The 18,251-nt window shown below is 70.2% G+C and carries 13 protein-coding genes; 4 read left to right on the top strand and 9 right to left on the bottom strand.

From position 1 onward, the window contains the following. Window positions 1-11: 11 nt before the first annotated feature. From CFW40_RS23525 to CFW40_RS23515, 3 genes are all read right to left on the bottom strand, one after another. On the bottom strand, window positions 12-1,631 hold the full coding sequence (locus tag CFW40_RS23525) for an ABC transporter substrate-binding protein (protein ID WP_088799747.1): 1,620 nt from the start codon (window positions 1,629-1,631) through the stop codon (window positions 12-14). Window positions 1,632-1,909: 278 nt separating this feature from the next. Further along, on the bottom strand, window positions 1,910-3,814 hold the full coding sequence (gene typA / locus CFW40_RS23520) for a translational GTPase TypA (protein ID WP_088799746.1): 1,905 nt from the start codon (window positions 3,812-3,814) through the stop codon (window positions 1,910-1,912). A gap of 187 nt (window positions 3,815-4,001) precedes the next feature. Next, entirely contained in the window at window positions 4,002-6,413 is a 2,412-nt protein-coding gene (locus CFW40_RS23515; protein WP_088799745.1) for an ABC transporter family substrate-binding protein, read from the bottom strand. A gap of 405 nt (window positions 6,414-6,818) precedes the next feature. Between CFW40_RS23515 and CFW40_RS23510 the strand changes: the two genes are divergently transcribed. The 4 genes from CFW40_RS23510 to CFW40_RS23495 all read left to right on the top strand — a co-directional run bounded on the left by CFW40_RS23510 (window position 6,819) and on the right by CFW40_RS23495 (window position 10,852). Then, window positions 6,819-7,118 (top strand): hypothetical protein, encoded by a 300-nt coding sequence (locus tag CFW40_RS23510; RefSeq protein WP_088799744.1) that lies wholly within the window; start codon window positions 6,819-6,821, stop codon window positions 7,116-7,118. 107 nt (window positions 7,119-7,225) lie between these two features. Next, on the top strand, window positions 7,226-8,053 hold the full coding sequence (locus CFW40_RS23505) for a hypothetical protein (RefSeq protein WP_088799743.1): 828 nt from the start codon (window positions 7,226-7,228) through the stop codon (window positions 8,051-8,053). Window positions 8,054-8,087: 34 nt separating this feature from the next. Beyond that, the gene (locus tag CFW40_RS23500) at window positions 8,088-10,055 is read left to right on the top strand and encodes a fumarate reductase/succinate dehydrogenase flavoprotein subunit (RefSeq protein WP_088799742.1); all 1,968 of its coding nucleotides are present in this window, start codon (window positions 8,088-8,090) and stop codon (window positions 10,053-10,055) included. Further along, window positions 10,052-10,852, top strand: a complete 801-nt coding sequence (locus CFW40_RS23495) for a succinate dehydrogenase/fumarate reductase iron-sulfur subunit (RefSeq protein WP_088799741.1) — start codon at window positions 10,052-10,054, stop codon at window positions 10,850-10,852. The genes CFW40_RS23500 and CFW40_RS23495 overlap by 4 nt, the downstream gene beginning before the upstream one ends. A gap of 88 nt (window positions 10,853-10,940) precedes the next feature. On the opposite strand, the gene CFW40_RS23490 is transcribed toward CFW40_RS23495, so the two are convergent. The 6 genes from CFW40_RS23490 to CFW40_RS23465 all read right to left on the bottom strand — a co-directional run bounded on the left by CFW40_RS23490 (window position 10,941) and on the right by CFW40_RS23465 (window position 18,096). Then, window positions 10,941-13,508, bottom strand: coding sequence for a SpoIIE family protein phosphatase (locus tag CFW40_RS23490; RefSeq protein WP_088799740.1), 2,568 nt, complete (start codon window positions 13,506-13,508; stop codon window positions 10,941-10,943). 278 nt (window positions 13,509-13,786) lie between these two features. Continuing rightward, window positions 13,787-14,248: an ATP-binding protein gene (locus CFW40_RS23485; protein WP_088799739.1), complete on the bottom strand. Its 462-nt coding sequence runs from the start codon at window positions 14,246-14,248 to the stop codon at window positions 13,787-13,789. Between the two features lie 237 nt (window positions 14,249-14,485). Further along, window positions 14,486-14,908 (bottom strand): (deoxy)nucleoside triphosphate pyrophosphohydrolase, encoded by a 423-nt coding sequence (locus tag CFW40_RS23480; protein ID WP_176956402.1) that lies wholly within the window; start codon window positions 14,906-14,908, stop codon window positions 14,486-14,488. 52 nt (window positions 14,909-14,960) lie between these two features. Further along, window positions 14,961-15,140 carry an SPOR domain-containing protein gene (locus tag CFW40_RS23475; protein ID WP_088799738.1) on the bottom strand — a complete coding sequence of 60 codons (180 nt, stop codon included), beginning with the start codon at window positions 15,138-15,140 and terminating at the stop codon, window positions 14,961-14,963. A 250-nt stretch (window positions 15,141-15,390) separates the two neighbouring features. Next, window positions 15,391-17,133 (bottom strand): APC family permease, encoded by a 1,743-nt coding sequence (locus tag CFW40_RS23470; protein WP_256331317.1) that lies wholly within the window; start codon window positions 17,131-17,133, stop codon window positions 15,391-15,393. Window positions 17,134-17,343: 210 nt separating this feature from the next. Further along, entirely contained in the window at window positions 17,344-18,096 is a 753-nt protein-coding gene (locus tag CFW40_RS23465) for a GntR family transcriptional regulator (protein WP_088799737.1), read from the bottom strand. Window positions 18,097-18,251: the final 155 nt, after the last annotated feature.

Genomic DNA, 18,251 nt, shown 5'->3' with positions numbered 1-18,251 from the left:
TCACACCGCAGTCAGTTGACCTTGATCTCGTTGTAGACGGGCACGCTGAACGGATTCAGTGACACGTTGCTGATCCGGTCGGAATAGCCGGCGCTGCCGTTCTGGTACCAGAGCGGAATGGCCGGCATCTGCTGGGCGAGGATCTTCTCCGAGTCCTGGAAGGTCGCGACGGCCCGGCGGGTGTCCGTCGCCGCGTTCGCCTCGTTCACCAGCTTGTCGAAGGCGCGGTTGCTGAACTTTCCGTCGTTGGAGGAGGCGTCGGTGTAGTACAGCGGCTGCAGGAAGTTCTGGATCAGCGGGTAGTCCATCTGCCAGCCGGCCCGGAACGGCCCGGTCATCCGCCTGGCAGTGATCTTGTTCCGGAAGTCGGCGAAGGTCCCGACCGGGTTGCCGACGCAGGCATTGTCGTCCCCCAGTGACTTGTTGACGCTGTTGCAGAGGGCGTCGACCCAGTCCTTGTGGGAGCCCGTATCGGCGTTGTACGAGAGGGTCATCGACCCGCCGGGAATTCCGCCCCCCTCCTTGATCAGCTGCTTCGCCCTGGCCGGGTTGAACACACAGGCGTCGCCGCACAGCCCCGCCTTGTAGCCGCCCTTCGCCCCCAGTACCGGCGAGGTCCAGTCGGTGGCGGGGGTGCGGGTCCGCTGGAAGATCTCCCGGGTGATCTGGTTCCGGTCGATGGCCATCGACAGACCGCGCCGCAGCTTCTCCGCGCCCGGGTGGTTCCACCGCTTGTCGTACATGGGGAAGGTCAGGGTCTGGATGATCCCGGCCGGCTGGTTGATGTAGCGGCCGCCGAGGTCCGTCTTCACATGTGTGAGCTGCGCGGCCGGCACATCGTCGACCAGATCGATATTGCCCGCCTGCAGATCGGTGTAGGCGGTGTTGTTGTCCGTATAGACCCGCAGGTCGATCCCGCCGTTGCGTGCCGGATCGTCACCCGGGTACTTCTGCCATTTCCGCATCCGCAGCACGGACCCCTTGTCATAGGAGTCCACGAGATACGGGCCGTTTCCGACGGGATTCCCGAGCCAGGCGTCGTGATGGCGGAAGAATGCCTGCGGGAGCGGCATGAAGGCCGCGTACCCCAGGGTGTCGGGCCAGCTGGAGAATTTCTGGTTGAGTTTGACGGTGAAGGTGTGGTCATCCTTCACCACCAGCCCCGACAGGGTCCTGGCCCGCGGGTGGCCGCTGTCCGGATGCACCTGGGCAAAGCCGTCGATATAGGAGAAGAATGCCGCGTTCTTCTGCTTGTTGCTCAGCAGCGCACCGTAGTTCCAGGCATCCACGAAGGACCGGGCCGTGACCTTTTCACCATTGCTGAAGGTCCAGCCCTTCTTCAGCGTCACCGTGAAATTCCGCGAATCCTTCGTTTCGATGCGGTCGGCGATCACATTCTCCGCCGCGCCGGTCTTCGGGTCGTAGCGCTTGAGCCCCCGGAACAGCATCTCCAGAACCTTGCCGCCCTGGACCTCATTGGTGTTCGCCGGCTCCAGCGGATTCTGCGGATCGCCCCAGGACGAGCTGACCACCCCGGAGCGGCTTGCGCCGGCCCCGCCTCCGCAGGCCGTGGCCACGAGAGCGACGACGACGGCACAGCCGCCCCACCTCGCACGCGTGGCTCTCCGCATGACGCCTCCTCAGGTCCGGATCATGCCTAGCCACATCAGAGCGCAAAGGGGGAGGTACCGCACTTCGGCGGCGACCGCCCCTGCTCCGAAGACCGGAGAAAACCCTCGGATGCCCGAGCGGTGACGGAGCGGAGGAGCCCCGGCCGGCCCTTCGTCGTCTCCTCGGTGGCCCGGGCGCGGACCGCCCCGCCGCGCTCCGGGTACGCGAACGGGGCACCCCTCACGTGGAGGGGCGCCCCGTTTTACCGCTTGGCGCGGTTACCGCTTGGCGCGGTCCTTCAGCGCTTCGCGCGGGAAGCAGTGCGGCCGCGCTCCTTCTGGTCCAGGACGACCTTGCGGATGCGCACGGCCTCGGGGGTCACCTCGACGCACTCGTCGTCGCGGCAGAACTCCAGGGACTGCTCCAGCGACAGCTTGCGCGGCGGCACGATCGCCTCGAACGAGTCGGCCGAGGAGGAGCGCATGTTGGTGAGCTTCTTCTCCTTGGTGATGTTGACGTCCATGTCGTCGGAGCGCGAGTTCTCGCCGACGATCATGCCCTCGTACACCTCGGTGCCCGGGTCGGTGAAGAGCACACCGCGCTCCTGGAGGTTGGTCATCGCGAAGGCGGTGACCGCACCGGAGCGGTCGGCGACCAGGGAGCCGTTGTTACGGGTGGAGAGCTGGCCGAACCACGGCTCGTGGCCCTCGTGGATGGAGTGCGCGATACCGGTGCCGCGGGTGTTGGTCAGGAACTCGGTACGGAAGCCGATCAGGCCGCGGGAGGGGACGACGAACTCCATGCGGACCCAGCCGGAGCCGTGGTTGGACATGTTGTCCATCCGGCCCTTGCGGACACCCATCAGCTGGGTGACGGCGCCCATGTGCTCCTCGGGCACGTCGATGGTCATGCGCTCGACGGGCTCGTACGTCTTGCCGTCGACCTGCTTGGTGACGACCTGCGGCTTGCCGATGGTCATCTCGAAGCCCTCGCGGCGCATCTGCTCGACCAGGATGGCCAGCGCCAGCTCACCACGGCCCTGCACCTCCCAGGCGTCGGGGCGCTCGGTGTCCAGCACGCGCAGCGAGACGTTACCGATCAGCTCGCGCTCCAGGCGGTCCTTGACCTGGCGGGCGGTGACCTTGCGGTCCTTGACCGCGTTCTTGGCGTCCGCGCCCTTGCCGGTGCCGCCACGGCCGACCAGCGGCGAGGTGTTGGTGCCGATGGTCATGGAGATGGCCGGCTCGTCGACCGTGATCAGCGGCAGCGCGATCGGGTTCTCCGGGTCGGCCAGGGTCTCGCCGATCATGATGTCGGGGATACCGGCGACCGCGCAGATGTCGCCCGGACCGGCCACCTCGGCGGGCTTGCGGGTCAGCGCCTCGGTCATCATCAGCTCGGTGATGCGGACGTTCTGGATCGTGCCGTCGCGCTTGATCCAGGCGACGTTCTGACCCTTGCGCAGCTCGCCCTGCTCGACCCGGAGCAGCGCGATACGGCCGAGGAAGTTGTCCGCGTCGAGGTTGGTGACGTGGGCCTGGAGCGGGGCGGCCGCGTCGTACTCCGGCGCCGGGGCGTGCTCCAGCAGCGTGGTGAAGAACGGCTGGAGGTTCTCGCTGTCGGCGGGGACGGTGCCGTCCTCCGGCTTGGTCAGCGAAGCGACGCCGTCACGGGCACAGGCGTAGACGATCGGGAACTCGATCTGGTCCTCGTCCGCGTCCAGGTCCAGGAAGAGGTCGTAGGTCTCGTTGACGACCTCGTCGATGCGGGAGTCGGGGCGGTCGGTCTTGTTGATGCACAGGATGACCGGCATCCGGGCCGCGAGGGCCTTGCGGAGCACGAAGCGGGTCTGCGGGAGCGGGCCCTCGGAGGCGTCGACCAGCAGGACGACCGCGTCGACCATCGACAGACCGCGCTCGACCTCGCCACCGAAGTCGGCGTGGCCGGGGGTGTCGATGATGTTGATCGTGATCGGGTCCCCGCCGTCCTTGGGGTGATACTTCACCGCCGTGTTCTTGGCGAGGATCGTGATGCCCTTCTCACGCTCCAGGTCGTTGGAGTCCATCATCCGGTCGTCAAGCTTCTCGGCGGCGTGCTCGGCGAACGCGCCGGCCTGCTTGAGCATGGCGTCGACGAGGGTCGTCTTCCCGTGGTCGACGTGGGCGACGATGGCTACGTTACGAATGTCGTGGCGCGTGGGCATACTGGCGGCGCTTCTCCCGGAATCGTGGGTGGCGACACGTCCATTCGGTACGCGCGCCTGCCGGGCATAACGAAGCCACGGCCTCACCCCATCGTACGGGGCTGCGGCGGCATTGGCCGCCGCAGCCCGTATCTACGCCGCCTGACCTGCGGTTTCTTGCCTTTTATTCGTCAGGGTGCCGACCCGGCTACATCTGGTAGCCGATGTCCTGGAAACGGGGCGTGGCGAAGCCGAAGGCGCCGACGTTGGCGAGCGTCTTCTTCGTGGCCACCAGCTCGGGCCGCTGGTAGAGCGGAATCGATCCGGCGGCCGCCCAGATCCTGGCGTCGGCCTGCTCGACCAGGGTGTGCGCGGCGCCCTCGTCCAGCTCGGAGGCGGCCTGGTCGAAGAGCTGGTCGATGTGGTCGGTGCCGACCCGGGTGTAGTTCTGCTCGACGGTCAGCGAGCCGTCGGGCGCGGGCTGCGGCTTGGCGTAGATCGGCCGGGCGTCGGTCGCCGGGTAGGCGGTGCCGGGCCAGGAGTACAGCGCCAGGTCGTAGTCGCCGGAGGCGATGTGGTCCTGGAAGTAGCTGGCGTCGGAGACCCGCTGGAGGGAGGTCTGTACGCCGATCTTGCCGAGCATTTCGGCGATCTGCCGTCCGACGGTGCGCAGCTGTGCGGAGCCGGCCCCGTCGGGGAGCACGAAGCGCAGGGTGAGCGGCCTGCCGTTCTTCCTGACGGCGGCGATCTTGGTTCCCTTCTGGCCGGCCGGCCGTGGTGCGAAGGCCGCGTCGGCGGGCCGTTCGGCGGCCGCGTGCAGGGCGCCCGGGTGGCCGCCGGACCCCGGCAGATTCGGGGCCTGCCCGGTCTCGATCAGCTCTGCGGCGCCGAGCGTCTGTGCCGCGCGCTTCTTGTACTGCTTGTACCTGCCGTACGCCGCTGACGTGGTGTCACCGTCCGCCCGGTCCTTCTCCCGGGCCGCCGCCTCCTTGTAGAACGAGGCGCTCTGCCGCAGCAGGGCGGCCTGCTGGACCTCGGAGCCGACCGCGCCGGTGAAGGACAGCGGGGCCTTTGCGGCGGCGGGCCGCATGCCGTCGGACCGTTCGCCCCTGGCGGGCGGGGCGGCATGGCCACGGCCGGAGCGGGCCGGGTTGCGGTCGTCGGCCTCGCCGTCGTCCCCGCCGTCGGACCGGTCGCCGGCCCCCTCGTTGCCGTAGCGGTCGTCCGACGTGTCGTCGCCGTCCTCGTCGGCGGCGCGGCCCGCGCCGGGCACCGGTGCGCCCGCTTTCCCGCCGGCCTGCTGACGGTCGGTGTCGTCGCTCTTCCAGCCGGCTTCGGCGAGCAGCGCCTTGGCCGCCCCGGTGTCCTGGCCGCCGAGCGCATCGCTGTGGTCCTGGTAGCCGTATTGCTCGGCCATCAGCAGATGGCTGCCGAGCGGCCTGGACGGCAGGTCGAGCGGCTTGAGGACGGTGTCCGCGAGCTCCTGGCGGTCGAGGGCACGGGCCACCGCACGGCGCACCCGGTCGTCGGCCAGCGGCCCGCTGCTGCCGTTGAGGGCGAGCTGGGTGTAGGCGGGCTCCAGGGCCTTGCGGATGGTGTAGCCCCGCAGTGCGGCGTTCTCCGCCGCGGCGGCCTTGGCGCCGGGGCGGGCCCCGGCGCGGTTCTCCCCGCCCTGCGGGCCCGCGTTGTCGTCGCCGGGCTCGTGGGGCCCGGCGGAGGCGGCGCTCCGGGCGGAGGCGACCCGCTTCGCGGCGACCTGGTCGACCGCGGCGACATCGATACTCCCGTCGGCGAGCGCCGCGGCCCGCTTGTCGCCGGGCAGCGACTGCAGCACGATCCTCTTGAGCAGGGCGGGATCGCCCCACCACTTCGGGTTGCGCACGAGGACGACGCGCCTTTCCTTGGCGTCCCGCTTCTGGACGAGGAACGGCCCGGCGCTGACCTTCAGTTGCGCACGGGCGCCGTCGTTGAAGGCGTCGGCGCTGCCCATCACGCTCTTGGGGTAGAGCGGGGTGAACAGCGACTCCCAGTCGGCGTAGGGGCGGGCGAAGGTGACCTTGACCTCGCGGGAGTCCGCGCCCTGTTCGACCTTGCCGATCCGGTCGTAGCCGGCGTTGCGGGCGGTCCAGAAGGCGTTGTCCTTGCCGCGCAGCGCGATCCACTGGGCGATGAAGTCGGCGGCGGTGATCGGCCGCCCGTCGCTCCACCGCGCCTTGGGGTTGATCTTGTAGGTGACGACCTGTTTGGGGTCGCGGGCGCTGATGTCCGCGGCGTCCAGGTAGTCGCCGTTGCGCTGTGGCCTGCCGCTCGCGTCGATGGTGAACATGCTGGGCAGCACCGCGCCGGTGATCCGCGTGGTGGTCGCGTCGGCGTCGGACTGGAAAGCGTTCAGCGTGCCGGGCATCGCGTCGACGGCCCAGCGCAGCGTCCCGCCCTTCTTCAGTTCGCCGCGGGGCGCGGGGGCGATGTCCTGGGATGCGGTGACGGACGTGTCCCGGGCCTCGTCACTGCATCCGGTCAGGACCGGCAGCGGGAGCAGCACCCCGGCCGCGATGAGCGCGGCACAGCGGCGCCTGCGGCCCGCCGCGCGGCGGCCTGCGGGGTGGTCGTGGTCGGTCATGAGGGTTACCTCCGGGCTCGCCCGCGCCGCGCCGTGCGCCGCCTGGGGCCTGACCGGCGCACCACGTTCGGCCGACTTTGGGGCTCATCACATCTATGGCACCCCTACTGAAAGCGACCCCGCACGGACCGGCCGCCCGACACGTCGGCCGGGCCGCCAAGCCCACCCGCCCGGCCCAACAGCGGGCCCCTCAGCAGCCGGAACCGGGGCCCCCGGACACCCGGAACACCCCCGCGTACCGGCGGTTTTCGTATCCGCGTTCGACCTACGCCGCGGCGCATGGTTGCCGGAACGCACCGGTTCGAGTCGTAATCACGCTCGCCCCCTTCCCAACGCCTACTGTGACGCGCGACACTCTCGGGCGCATGAGATCGCCCACCACACCTTCAAAAGTGAGGGCACGTTATGTCCCTTCAGGACGAATTGACGGCGGTTGAACGCAGCCTGGACGGTCTGGTCCGTTCGGTGGGACGGTTGGAGGCGCAGCTCGACGCCTGTCTGGACATCCGCCGGCTCCGCAGCGACACGGACCATCTGCGCGAAAGCCTGACCCTGCTCAAGCAGAGCGTGGCGGCCGGCCGGCCCCGCCGTCCGAGCGCCGTCGTCGAGGAGATGGTGACGATCCCCGACGCCCCGTACGACGCCACGCTGTGGACCGATGCCGAGGACGAGGGGCTCGGCTCCAGGAACGGCCACGCGCCCTGACGACGCAGCACGCGTCCCGCTCACCGCCCCTCATCCCGTTCCCGCCCCGCCCCGGCGGTGCCTTCGCCGCCCCCGCCCCGACGGAGCGCCCTTCACGGAGACCGACGTTGGCCACTGGCACCGAACCCTCCCCACCAGCGCCCGCGAACGGTGTGCACACCGCCTCGCGCGCCGCCATCCCCGCCCGTCATCTGCGCACCGACCGCTGGTGGCTGGCACCGGCCGGCACCGCCGCCGGTCTGTTCGCGTTCATCGTCTACTCGACCTGGCGGGCGTTCGCGAACGCCGACTACTACCACGCGCCCTATGTCTCGCCGTTCTACTCGCCCTGTCTGGCGGAGAACTGCCGCACCATGCGCGGCGGCCCCAACTGGGAGATCTTCGGCAGCTGGTGGGGCCTGTCCCCCGCGCTGCTCATCCTGATCTTCCCGCTGGGCTTCCGGCTGACCTGCTACTACTACCGCAAGGCCTACTACCGCGGCTTCTGGGCCTCGCCGCCGGCCTGCGCGGTCGCCGAGCCGCACAAGAAGTACACCGGCGAGACCCGCTTCCCGCTGATCCTGCAGAACATCCACCGCTACTTCTTCTACTTCGCGGTGCTGGTCGCGGGCGTGCTGACCTACGACACGGCGCTCACCTTCCGCGACGAGAACTACGCCTGGGGCCATATGGGCCTGGGCACCCTGGTCTTCCTCGCCAACATCGTGCTGATCTGGGCGTACACCCTCTCCTGCCACTCGTGCCGGCACATCATCGGCGGCCGGCTGCGGCACTTCTCCAAGCACCCGGTGCGCTACCGGCTGTGGGGCTGGGTCGGCAGGCTCAACGAGCGGCACATGCTGCTCGCGTGGTCCTCGCTGATCAGCGTGGCCGTCGCCGACTTCTATGTCTTCCTGCTGGCCAGCGGGGCCATCACGGACCCGCGTTTCTTCTGACGACAGCTTCTCCTAAGGAAAGGTGTGCCCTCTGATGGCGCATGTGGACCGGCAGGCATGGGACGTGGTCGTGGTGGGCGCCGGCGGCGCCGGGCTGCGTGCCGCCATCGAGGCCCGCGAGGCCGGCATGCGGACGGCCGTGATCTGCAAGTCCCTGTTCGGCAAGGCGCATACGGTGATGGCCGAGGGCGGCATCGCCGCCAGCATGGGCAATGCCAACGAGCACGACAACTGGCAGGTCCACTTCCGCGACACCATGCGCGGCGGGAAGTTCCTCAACCAGTGGCGGATGGCCGAGCTGCACGCCCGTGAGGCCCCGGACCGGGTGTGGGAGCTGGAGACCTGGGGCGCGCTCTTCGACCGCACCGCGGACGGCCGGATCTCCCAGCGCAACTTCGGCGGCCACGAGTACCCGCGCCTCGCGCACGTCGGCGACCGTACGGGCCTGGAGCTGATCCGCACCCTCCAGCAGAAGATCGTCTCGCTGCAGCAGGAGGACGAGAGGGAGTTCGGCGCGTACAACGCCCGGCTGAAGGTCTTCCAGGAGTGCACGGTCACCCGGGTGCTCACCGAGTCGGCCGGCGGCTCCGCCGCGGGGTCCGGCAGGGTCTGTGGCGCCTTCTGCTACGAGCGGGAGTCCGGCCGCTTCTTCGTGCTGGAGGCCCCGGCGGTGGTGCTGGCCACCGGCGGGATCGGCAAGTCCTTCAAGGTGACCTCGAACTCCTGGGAGTACACCGGCGACGGGCACGCGCTGGCGCTGCTGGCCGGGGCGCCGCTGATCAACATGGAGTTCGTGCAGTTCCACCCCACCGGCATGGTCTGGCCGCCGTCGGTCAAGGGCATCCTCGTGACCGAGTCGGTCCGCGGGGACGGCGGGGTGCTGCGCAACAGCGAGGGCAAGCGCTTCATGTTCGACTACATCCCGGACGTCTTCAAGGACAAGTACGCCCAGACCGAGGAGGAGGGCGACCGCTGGTACGAGGATCCGGACCACAACCGCCGCCCGCCCGAACTGCTGCCCCGCGACGAGGTCGCCCGCGCCATCAACGCCGAGGTCAAGGCGGGCCGCGGCTCCCCGCACGGCGGCGTCTATCTGGATGTCTCCACCCGGATGCCGGCCGAGGTGATCAAGCGGCGGCTGCCGTCGATGCACCACCAGTTCAAGGAGCTGGCGGATGTGGACATCACCGCCGAGCCGATGGAGGTCGGCCCGACCTGTCACTACGTGATGGGCGGGGTGGACGTGGACCCGGACACCGCGGCGGCGACCGGCGTACCGGGCCTGTTCGCGGCCGGTGAGGTGGCCGGCGGGATGCACGGCTCCAACCGGCTCGGCGGCAACTCGCTGTCCGACCTGCTGGTCTTCGGCCGCCGGGCGGGGCTGCACGCGGCCGAGTACACACAGTCGCTGGCCGAACGGCCGGCCGTCGACCCGCTGCAGATCGACACGGCGGAGGCGGAGGCGCTGCGCCCCTTCAGCGCCGAGCTCGTCGAGGCGGACACCGGCCTCGAGCCGGGCCCGGCGGAGAACCCGTACACCCTGCACCAAGAGCTCCAGCAGTCGATGAACGACCTGGTCGGCATCATCCGCAAGGAAGGCGAGATGTTCGAGGCCCTGAAACGGCTGGCCGATCTGCGGGTTCGGGCCCGGCGGGCCGGCGTCGAGGGACACCGGCAGTACAACCCCGGCTGGCATCTGGCGATCGATCTGCGGAACATGCTGCTGGTCAGCGAGTGTGTGGCACGGGCGGCGCTGGAGCGCGAGGAGAGCCGGGGCGGACACACCCGCGACGACCATCCGGCGATGGACCGCACCTGGCGCAACATCAACCTGGTCTGTGAACTCGCCGACCCGCAGGGCGACGCGCGAGCGTCCGACGCGGCACTGGGCCAGATCCGCCTCTCTCGCCGCGAGACCCCGCCGATCCGCCGCGACCTGCTGGAACTGTTCGAGAAGGACGAGCTGGCGAAGTATCTGACCGACGAGGAGCTGAGCCGGTGAGCGTGTCGCAGGAAGAGCAGCAGCAGTCCGGCGTCTACCAGGCGCACTTCCGGGTCTGGCGGGGCGACGCGGGCTCCGGGGACCTGGAGGACTTCACGGTCGAGGTGCACGACGGCGAGGTGGTGCTGGACATCGTCCACCGCCTGCAGGCGACCCAGGCGCCCGATCTCGCCGTGCGCTGGAACTGCAAGGCCGGCAAGTGCGGTTCGTGCAGCGCGGAGATCAACGGGCAGCCGCGGCTGATGTGCATGACCCGGATGTCGGTCTTCGACCGTGCGGAGACCATCACCATCACGCCGATGCGGGCCTTCCCGGTCATCCGCGATCTGGTCACCGATGTGTCCTTCAACTACACCAAGGCCCGCGAGATCCCGGCGTTCGTACCGCCCCCGGAGCTGGGCCCCGGTGAGTACCGGATGCAGCAGGAGGACGTGGGCCGGTCGCAGGAGTTCCGCAAGTGCATCGAGTGCTTCCTGTGCCAGGACACCTGCCATGTCGTCCGGGACCACGAGGAGAACAAGGAGGCCTTCGCCGGTCCGCGCTTCCTGATGCGGATCGCCGAGCTCGACATGCATCCGCTGGACGCGGCCCCACAGGCCGGTCTCGACCGCAAGCGCGCCGCGCAGGACGAGCACGGGCTGGGCTACTGCAACATCACCAAGTGCTGCACCGAGGTCTGCCCCGAACACATCAAGATCACTGACAATGCGCTGATCCCGCTGAAGGAGCGCGCCGCGGACCGTAAGTACGACCCGCTGGTGTGGCTCGGGAACAAGATCCGGCGTCGTGGCGAATGACCGGACGGGCGGGGCCCGGGGCGCGCGCCCCGGGCCCCGCCCGCGTCGTCAGAACCCCAGCCCCTCAGGCCCTCAGTCCCTCAGCCCCTCAGAACAGACTCAGCAGCGCTTCGGCCGGATCGACCGCCACCGACTCCCCGTCCGGTAGCGCGAGCTCGAACCACACGGTCTTGCCGCGCGGGGTGCGGCGGCTGCCCCAGCCCTGGCTCAGCAGACCGACCAGCTGCAGTCCGCGGCCGCCCTCGTCGGTGTCCCGGGCCCGGCGGCGGCGCGGCTGGGCGAGGTCGGCGTCCCAGACCTCGCAGACCAGGGTGCGGTCCAGCAGCAGCCGCAGCCGGATCTCGCCGTGGCCGTGCCGCAGCGCATTGGTCACCAGCTCGCTGACCAGCAGCTCCGTGGTGTCGACCAGCTCCTGCAGGCCCCAGTCCGTCAGCTGGTCACGGGCGAGCTCCCGGGCGCGGGCCACCGAACGGGCCTCCGGCGCCAGGTTCCAGTCGCCCACCGCGTCCTTGGGCAGCCCGTGCACCCGCGCCATCAGCAGCGCGATGTCGTCCTCGCCGTGCGAGGTGTCCATGGCGCTCAGGACCTGGTCGCAGGCGTCCTCCAGCGGACGGTCGGCGCGCGAGAGGGCGGTGCGGAACGCCTGCAGCCCCTCCTCCAGCGGATGGTGGCGGGACTCCACCAGACCGTCGGTGTAGAGCGCCAGCAGCGCCCCGTCCGGCAGCTCGACCTCGATCTCCTCGAACGGTTCGCCGCCCACCCCGAGCGGCATCCCCGGCGGCACGTCGAGCAGCAGCGCGTCCTCGCCGTCCTCGACCAGCGCCGGCGGCAGATGCCCGGCGTTGGCGAACGTAGCGCGCCGGGTGACCGGGTCGTAGACGGCGTAGACACAGGTGGCGAGGTAGACCTCGGAGAGATCGGCGGTAGCGGCGGAGCGGCGCTGTTCCCCCGCACCCTCACCGGCCCCGGACCGGCTGCGGGCGGAGCGCGCGGTCGACGACCTGCCGTCGCCGTCGCCGCCGAGCCCGCGGGCGATCTCATCGAGCGCCGACAGCACCTCGGCGGGCTCCAGGTCCAGCAGCGCCAAGGTCCGTACGGCGGTGCGCAGTTCCCCCATCGCCACAGCGGCGCGCAGCCCGCGTCCCATGACATCGCCGACGACCAGCGCCGTGCGGTGTCCCGGGAGTTCGATGACATCGAACCAGTCGCCGCCGACCTCGGTGGCGGTGGTGCCGGGCAGATAGCGGCAGGCGATGTCCAGACCGGCGGCCTCGGGGTCGCCGGGCGGCAGCAGGCTGCGCTGCAATATCAGGGCGCGCTCGTGCTCCCGGCGGTAGAGGCGGGCGTTGTCGATGCAGACCGCGGCGCGCGCGGCCAGTTCGACGGCGAGCGCGGTGTCGCGCTCCCCGAAGGGCTCGCTGCCCTTCGTACGGGAGAACTGCACCAGTCCGACGACGGTGTCCCTGGCCACCATCGGGACGGCGAGGGTGGAGTGCACCACCGCGCCCAGCTCCGGCCCGTCGTCGCTGTCCCGGCCCGGGATGATCTGTGCGTGGGCGGTCCGCAGCGCGCCCGCGCAGGGGGAGTTGAAGGGGTAGCGGTGGACGGCGCCGACCGCGACCGGCCCCGGTGCGTCGCCGGGGACACCGGGGGCGGTGGCCAGCGGGGCGTCCGACACGGCGCTGGCGAAGGCGACCCGGCGCAGCTCCGCGCTGCCGTCGCTCATGCCGGGCGGGGCCTCGTCGCCCGCCAGCAGGCCCTGGTAGAGGTCCACGGAGGCCAGATCGCAGAACTGCGGTACGGCGACGTCCAGGAGGGTGCGGGCGGTGGTCTCCAGATCGAGGGAGTTGCCTATCCGGGCACCGGCTTCGTTGAGCAGGGCGAGGTTGCGGCGGGCGTTGGCGGCCTCGCGCTCGGCCCGCCGACGGCCCGTCACATCGGCGGCCAGCGCCGCGACGCCGATCGGGCGGCCGCTGGCGCCGTGCAGCCGGTAGAGCGACACCGACCAGCGGCGGCGGTCGTCCTCGGCGGGCGCCATCCCGACCAACTGCATCTCGGTGACCGGCTCGCCGGTGTCCAGGACGCGGCGCAGCGCGACGGTCATCCGCTCGGCCTCGGAGCGCGGCAGGAAGTCGTGCGGACCGCAGCCGCGGTACTTGCTCGCCGGGCCGCCGAAGACCGTGGCGAACCGTTCGTTGACCCGCAGCAGCCGCAGATCCGTGCCGAACAGGGTGAAACCCATGGGAGATTGACCGAAAACGGCCTGCGAGGCGGCGAGGTCGGTCTCGATGCCGCGCAGCGCGCGGACGTCGACGACGAGGCAGACCGCGGCCCGCTCGCCGTTCTCGTCGCGCGAGGGCATCACATAGATCTCGGCGAGCCCGTCGGCGTCCGTGCCCTCTCCCCGGCGGTAGGGCACCAGGCCGGTCCACTCCCGGCCGTCAAGGATCTCGGACACCTTGCGGCGCCCGGTGGCCCGCAACTCGCGCGGGACGAAGGCCTCGACGGGGTCCTTGCCGAGCGCATACCGCGCGGGTATGCCGAGCATGTCCTCCGCCCGCTCGCTCCACTGGTCGATCCGCCCGTCGGGGCCGAGCGAGAAGGAGGCCACGCGAATGTAGTCATAGATCGATCCGGGCCGGCTGCTCTGCCACACGGGCGGGCCTTGCAGCTCCCGCGCGTGTGGGCGGCCACCTGGATCACCGGAGCCGTCCGCACCGCCCTGACCCTCGGCCTGCGCGGGTTCTTCCCCGCCAGATGACATCTCGCTCACGAGCCCCGTCCCCTCCAGCTCATCGTGCCCGGACCGGACCCGCCTGAGTATCCAGTACCCCGGCTATCCGGAACACGGTCTTCACGATCACAGCACAGTCTCGATCGCAGCCCACCCACAGGATGTCGATGAATTGGCAACGATCAGGACCCACCTGTCTCCTAACCAGCCACCGACAGCTCGAACCACACTGTCTTGCCACTCTTTCCACGACGGGTCCCCCAGCGCCGCGAACTGCATGCGACCAGCTGCAATCCACGGCCTCCCTCGTCGTCGGGAGCGGCGTCGCGCTCCTGCGGCGGGTCGGGCAGCGGATCGGAGACCTCGACGAGCAGCCCGTCGGTGTTGAGGAGCACCATACGGACTCCGATCGGCCCGCTGGCGTGACGCAGGGAGTTGGTGACGAGCTCGCTCACGAGTAGTACGGCCATGTCGGCGGCGCCGTTCAGCCCCCAGTCGTCCAGCACCCGCCGGACCGCCGTGCGGGCCGTGCGTACCGCCCCGGGGTCGGCCGGAAAGCTCCATTCGGCACTGGGTGCGCCGGAGGCCCTGCCGCGCCTGCGGACGTGCCCGGAGCCCGGCTCCGGGACCCCTGCCGCTGCGCTGTCGCTCACGCCGATCACATCCCAGCCCGGTGGCAATCCCCGTCGTCTTGCCTGCGTCGAAGGGGTCAATCAGGACATACCCGCTATCTATCCCTCAGTACCGCCTGCAGCGGCGCACTGTGGCACAAATGAAACATATCGGCGTGCTGGGGTGCCGGATGGCGCGGGCGAAGCCGGCACCGGCCGTGTACGGGCCTCCGGGCCGCGCGCGGCCCCATGACAGGGACTACGGCCGTACGCCCGACCGGACAGCGGTTACGGCCGTGCGCCCGGCACTCCGGCCGTCCCCGCCAGCCGGCGCATCGCCTCGGCCACCGCCGGGCGGTCCTGGTCCAGCCAGTCGACCTGGGACTCCTCACCGGGCAGCAGCCAGCGCAGCTCGTCGTGATCCTGCAGGGGCCGCGGCGCCCCGGACAGCAGCCGGGCCGTCCACACCTGCAGGACATAGCCGGGCCGCAGCACCCACTCCCCCGGAATCCGCTCCTGGGCCGCCGCCTCGACGCCCAGCTCCTCGCGCAGCTCGCGCTCCAGCGCCTGCACGGGTGTCTCGTCGTCCTCCACCTTGCCGCCGGGCAGCTCCCAGCGACCGGCCAGTGCGGGCGGTGCGCTGCGCCGTGCGGCCAGCAGCCGCCCGCGCTCGCACACCGCTCCGCCCACCACTACGCGCACGGTCGTCATGCGCGGCAGCCTACGTCCCCCGCCCTCGTCCCGCTTCCCCGCCCGCCGCCTCTCAGGTCGCCGCCCGGTCGGCCTTCTCGACCACGTAAAGCTGCTGGTGGCCGCGCATGCCGAGCCGGTCGGCCACCCGCTCCGCCTCCGCTTGGGTGGCATAGCGGCCCACGCGATACCGGTTGCCGCCTTCGTCCTGGCGGATGACGAGCCAGGGGAGCACCGCTCCGCCCTCGGTCATTGCGCCCCTCCGTCCGCCGCGTAGCGCGCCGTCGCGCGCCCCTGGTCTGCTGATGCCGAAATCGCAATCCGCATATGCCCGAGCCTACGCCCGACCTTTACTCACCGGATATGGATTTTCACAAAGAGATACCGAACCGGCCACCCGCGGGCCTCCGGCGTACCGGAAGCGGCCTGCGAGTGGCCGGTGGTTCCCGAGGGGTCCCGGGCGATATGCACGAAGTGGTGCGGGAGCGGCTTGGGGTGCCCCCTTAGGCGCCGACGGAGACCTTGGACCCTTCGGACGCGGCCTCATCCTCGTCCGCCGCCTGGGCCGCGGCCTCCGCCTCGGCCTGGAGCAGCGTCGGGTTGCGCCAGGAGCTGCGCACGCCCCAGTAGTAGAAGACGAGACCGATCACGGCGACCAGGAGGATGTCCCAGCCCTCCGGCAGATAGCCCTTGCCGCCGAAGTCCTTGCCGCCCAGGTACGAGGCAGCGGCCATGACCAGCAGATACGCGACCATCCAGGCACCGGCCTTGAGGTGCGGACGCAGCTCGGCCCACGGCTTGCGGCCCTGGGTCAGCGGCTTGCCGATCTCGTACCAGGCCCAGACCGGCAGCCCGACGGCCATGATCAGGATGACCTTGCCGGTCAGCGGCCAGCGGCCCCAGTACAGGACCAGCGAACCGAAGACCATCGCGATCGGCGCGATGACCGGCATCGCCCGCAGCTTGACCGGCCGCGTGAGGTCCGGCGACAGGCGGCGCAGCGACATCACGGCGACCGGTCCGGTGATGTACGAGATGACCGTGGCGACCGAAACGATCTCGGCGAGCGAGCCCCAGCCGCGGAAGACCGCGAGGAACAGGAAGGCGATGACGAGGTTGAGCAGCAGCGCCGGACGCGGCACACCGGTCTTCTTGTCCACCTTGCCGAAGATGCCGGGCAGATGACCGTTCTCCTGCACGCCCTGGATCATGCGCGAGGTGGTGGCCGCGTAGATCATGCCGGTGCCGGACGGCGAGACAAAGGCGTCCGCGTACAGCAGCAGCGCCAGCCAGTTCAGGCCCCAGGCCACCGCGAGGTCGGCGAGCGGCGAGTTGAAGCCGAGAGAGGCCCAGCCACCGCCGGCGGTCAGCTTGTCGCCGGGCACCGCCATCAGGAACGCGACCTGCAGTGCGACATAGATGACCAGCGCGATGACGATCGACCACACCACGGCCTTCGGCAGCGACTTGCCGGGGTTGCGGGCCTCACCGGCCATGTTCAGCGGTGACTGGAAGCCGTTGTAGGCCCAGACGATGCCGGACACGGCGACGGCGGTGAAGACCGAGCTCCAGCCGTTGGGCGTGAAGCCGCCGTGGTGGGTGATGTTGCCGGTGTCGAAGTGCGCCACCATCAGCGCGCTCGCGGTCAGCACCGGGACGACGACCTTGAAGACCGTGATCGCGGTGTTGGTCTTCGCGAACAGCGAGATCGCGAACCAGTTGAGGAAGAAGTAGAAGATCAGCAGGATGCTGGCCAGCCCGACGCCGGTGCCGGTCAGCTCCGTGCCGTCGTAGAGCGCATGCGCCCAGCCGAAGTCCCAGGAGCTCATGTACTGGACGGAGGCGGTGGCCTCACCCGGGATGACCGAGACGATCGCGATCCAGTTCGCCCAGGCCGCGAGGTACCCGGCGAGCGAGCCGTGCGAGTACTGGCCGTAGCGGACCATGCCGCCGGCCTTCGGGAACATCGAGCCGAGCTCGGTGTAGGTGAGCGCGATCGTGAGGGCGACGAGCGCCCCGATGACCCAGGCGAGAATCGCGGCCGGGCCCGCAATCGCGGCGGCACGTTCGGCTCCGAAGAGCCAGCCGGAGCCGATGATGGACCCGAGACCCGTGGCGGTCAGGGCGATGGTCCCGAGGGACCGACGGTAATTCGAGTGCGAGCCCTGCTCCGCGCTCGGGGTCTTCGTCGTGCTCACGTGCTTGGTCTCCTGGTCTTCCCCCGTGCCGTGCACAAACTTCGCCATCGTAAGAGCGAATCGGAGCGTCGGCTTCCCACAGCAGCCGGAAAAAGGCCTGTAGTTGAGGGTCTGTGACTTATCCAACACAAGGTTTCAGCCAAATTTTGTGTATGAATAGCCACGAACCGGACACCCATCAGAGAACCAGGACCGAGATGAGGGCGTCTCGCGCACGCGCACACGGGGATGCGGGAGCGGCAGCGGAGAGCTTCGCGGCTACTTCACCGGCAGGTGATACGTGACCCGGTACCGGTCCGCGAGGGTGATGACATCGGCCGTCTCGACCGGCCTGCCGCCCGCGAAGTACGTCCGGGAGACGACCAGGGCGCCGTGCCCGGGGACCCCGCCCAGCGTCATGGCCTCCTCCGCCAGCGCGGGCCGCGCCCCGACCTCCTCGACGACGTTGTCCACCACCACATCGATGGCCGCCATCCGCTCGACCACCCCGCGGCCCGCCAGCGGCCCCTCCTCCGGCAGCATCACGGGCGTCCGGCCGGTCACCTCCAGGGGCTCCCAGGAGGTCGAGAGCATCGACGGCTCCCCCTCCGCCCGGAAGACATAGCGCGTCCGCATCACCTTGGCGTCCTGCGGGATGCGCAGCCGGGCGGCGATCGCCACGCCGGCCGGCTCCTGCTCGCTGTGGGACTCCCAGGTGCCCCGCACCCGCTCGTCCGTCTGCTCCTGCCGGAACGGCGTACAGCCGCCCGCCGAGTGGAAGCCGACGCGGGCGATACGGCGCGGGACGGGCTGTTCGCGTACGTAGGTACCCGATCCCGAGCGGCCCTCGACCAGCCCCTCGGCCATCAGGACCTTGCGCGCCTCCAGGGCGACGGTGTCCGAGACGCCGTACTCCTCACGGATGCGCGCCTGGGAGGGAAGGCGGGTGTGCGGCGGCAGCACCCCGTCGACGATCTTCTGGCGCAGGTCGCCGGCGACGCGGAGGTATGCGGGCTGCTCACCGAAAGGCACGTGCCCCTCCCAACAGCTTGACGGTGAGCAACAGCGTGGCAACCGCGCGTTGCCGATCGCAAGCTTGGGCCAGATATTCACCTGATGTGATGAAACCCAGCTCAGCCCGTGTAAACGACCGAGGCCGGGCACCACGGGTTCTCGTACCCCCACCC

Source organism: Streptomyces sp. 2114.4 (genome assembly GCF_900187385.1).
GTDB classification, from domain to species: domain Bacteria; phylum Actinomycetota; class Actinomycetes; order Streptomycetales; family Streptomycetaceae; genus Streptomyces; species Streptomyces mooreae.
This window is presented reverse-complemented; position numbering and strand designations above follow the sequence as displayed.

What these genes read in the sequence shown, in the direction of transcription:
- CFW40_RS23480 (WP_176956402.1), bottom strand. Translation starts at nt 14,908, where the DNA reads ATGACGACCGTGCGCGTAGTGGTGGGCGGAGCGGTGTGCGAGCGCGGG.
- CFW40_RS23525 (WP_088799747.1), bottom strand. Translation starts at nt 1,631, where the DNA reads ATGCGGAGAGCCACGCGTGCGAGGTGGGGCGGCTGTGCCGTCGTCGTC.
- CFW40_RS23475 (WP_088799738.1), bottom strand. Translation starts at nt 15,140, where the DNA reads ATGACCGAGGGCGGAGCGGTGCTCCCCTGGCTCGTCATCCGCCAGGAC.
- CFW40_RS23500 (WP_088799742.1), top strand. Translation starts at nt 8,088, where the DNA reads ATGGCGCATGTGGACCGGCAGGCATGGGACGTGGTCGTGGTGGGCGCC.
- CFW40_RS23470 (WP_256331317.1), bottom strand. Translation starts at nt 17,133, where the DNA reads ATGGCGAAGTTTGTGCACGGCACGGGGGAAGACCAGGAGACCAAGCAC.
- CFW40_RS23510 (WP_088799744.1), top strand. Translation starts at nt 6,819, where the DNA reads ATGTCCCTTCAGGACGAATTGACGGCGGTTGAACGCAGCCTGGACGGT.
- CFW40_RS23515 (WP_088799745.1), bottom strand. Translation starts at nt 6,413, where the DNA reads ATGACCGACCACGACCACCCCGCAGGCCGCCGCGCGGCGGGCCGCAGG.
- typA (WP_088799746.1), bottom strand. Translation starts at nt 3,814, where the DNA reads ATGCCCACGCGCCACGACATTCGTAACGTAGCCATCGTCGCCCACGTC.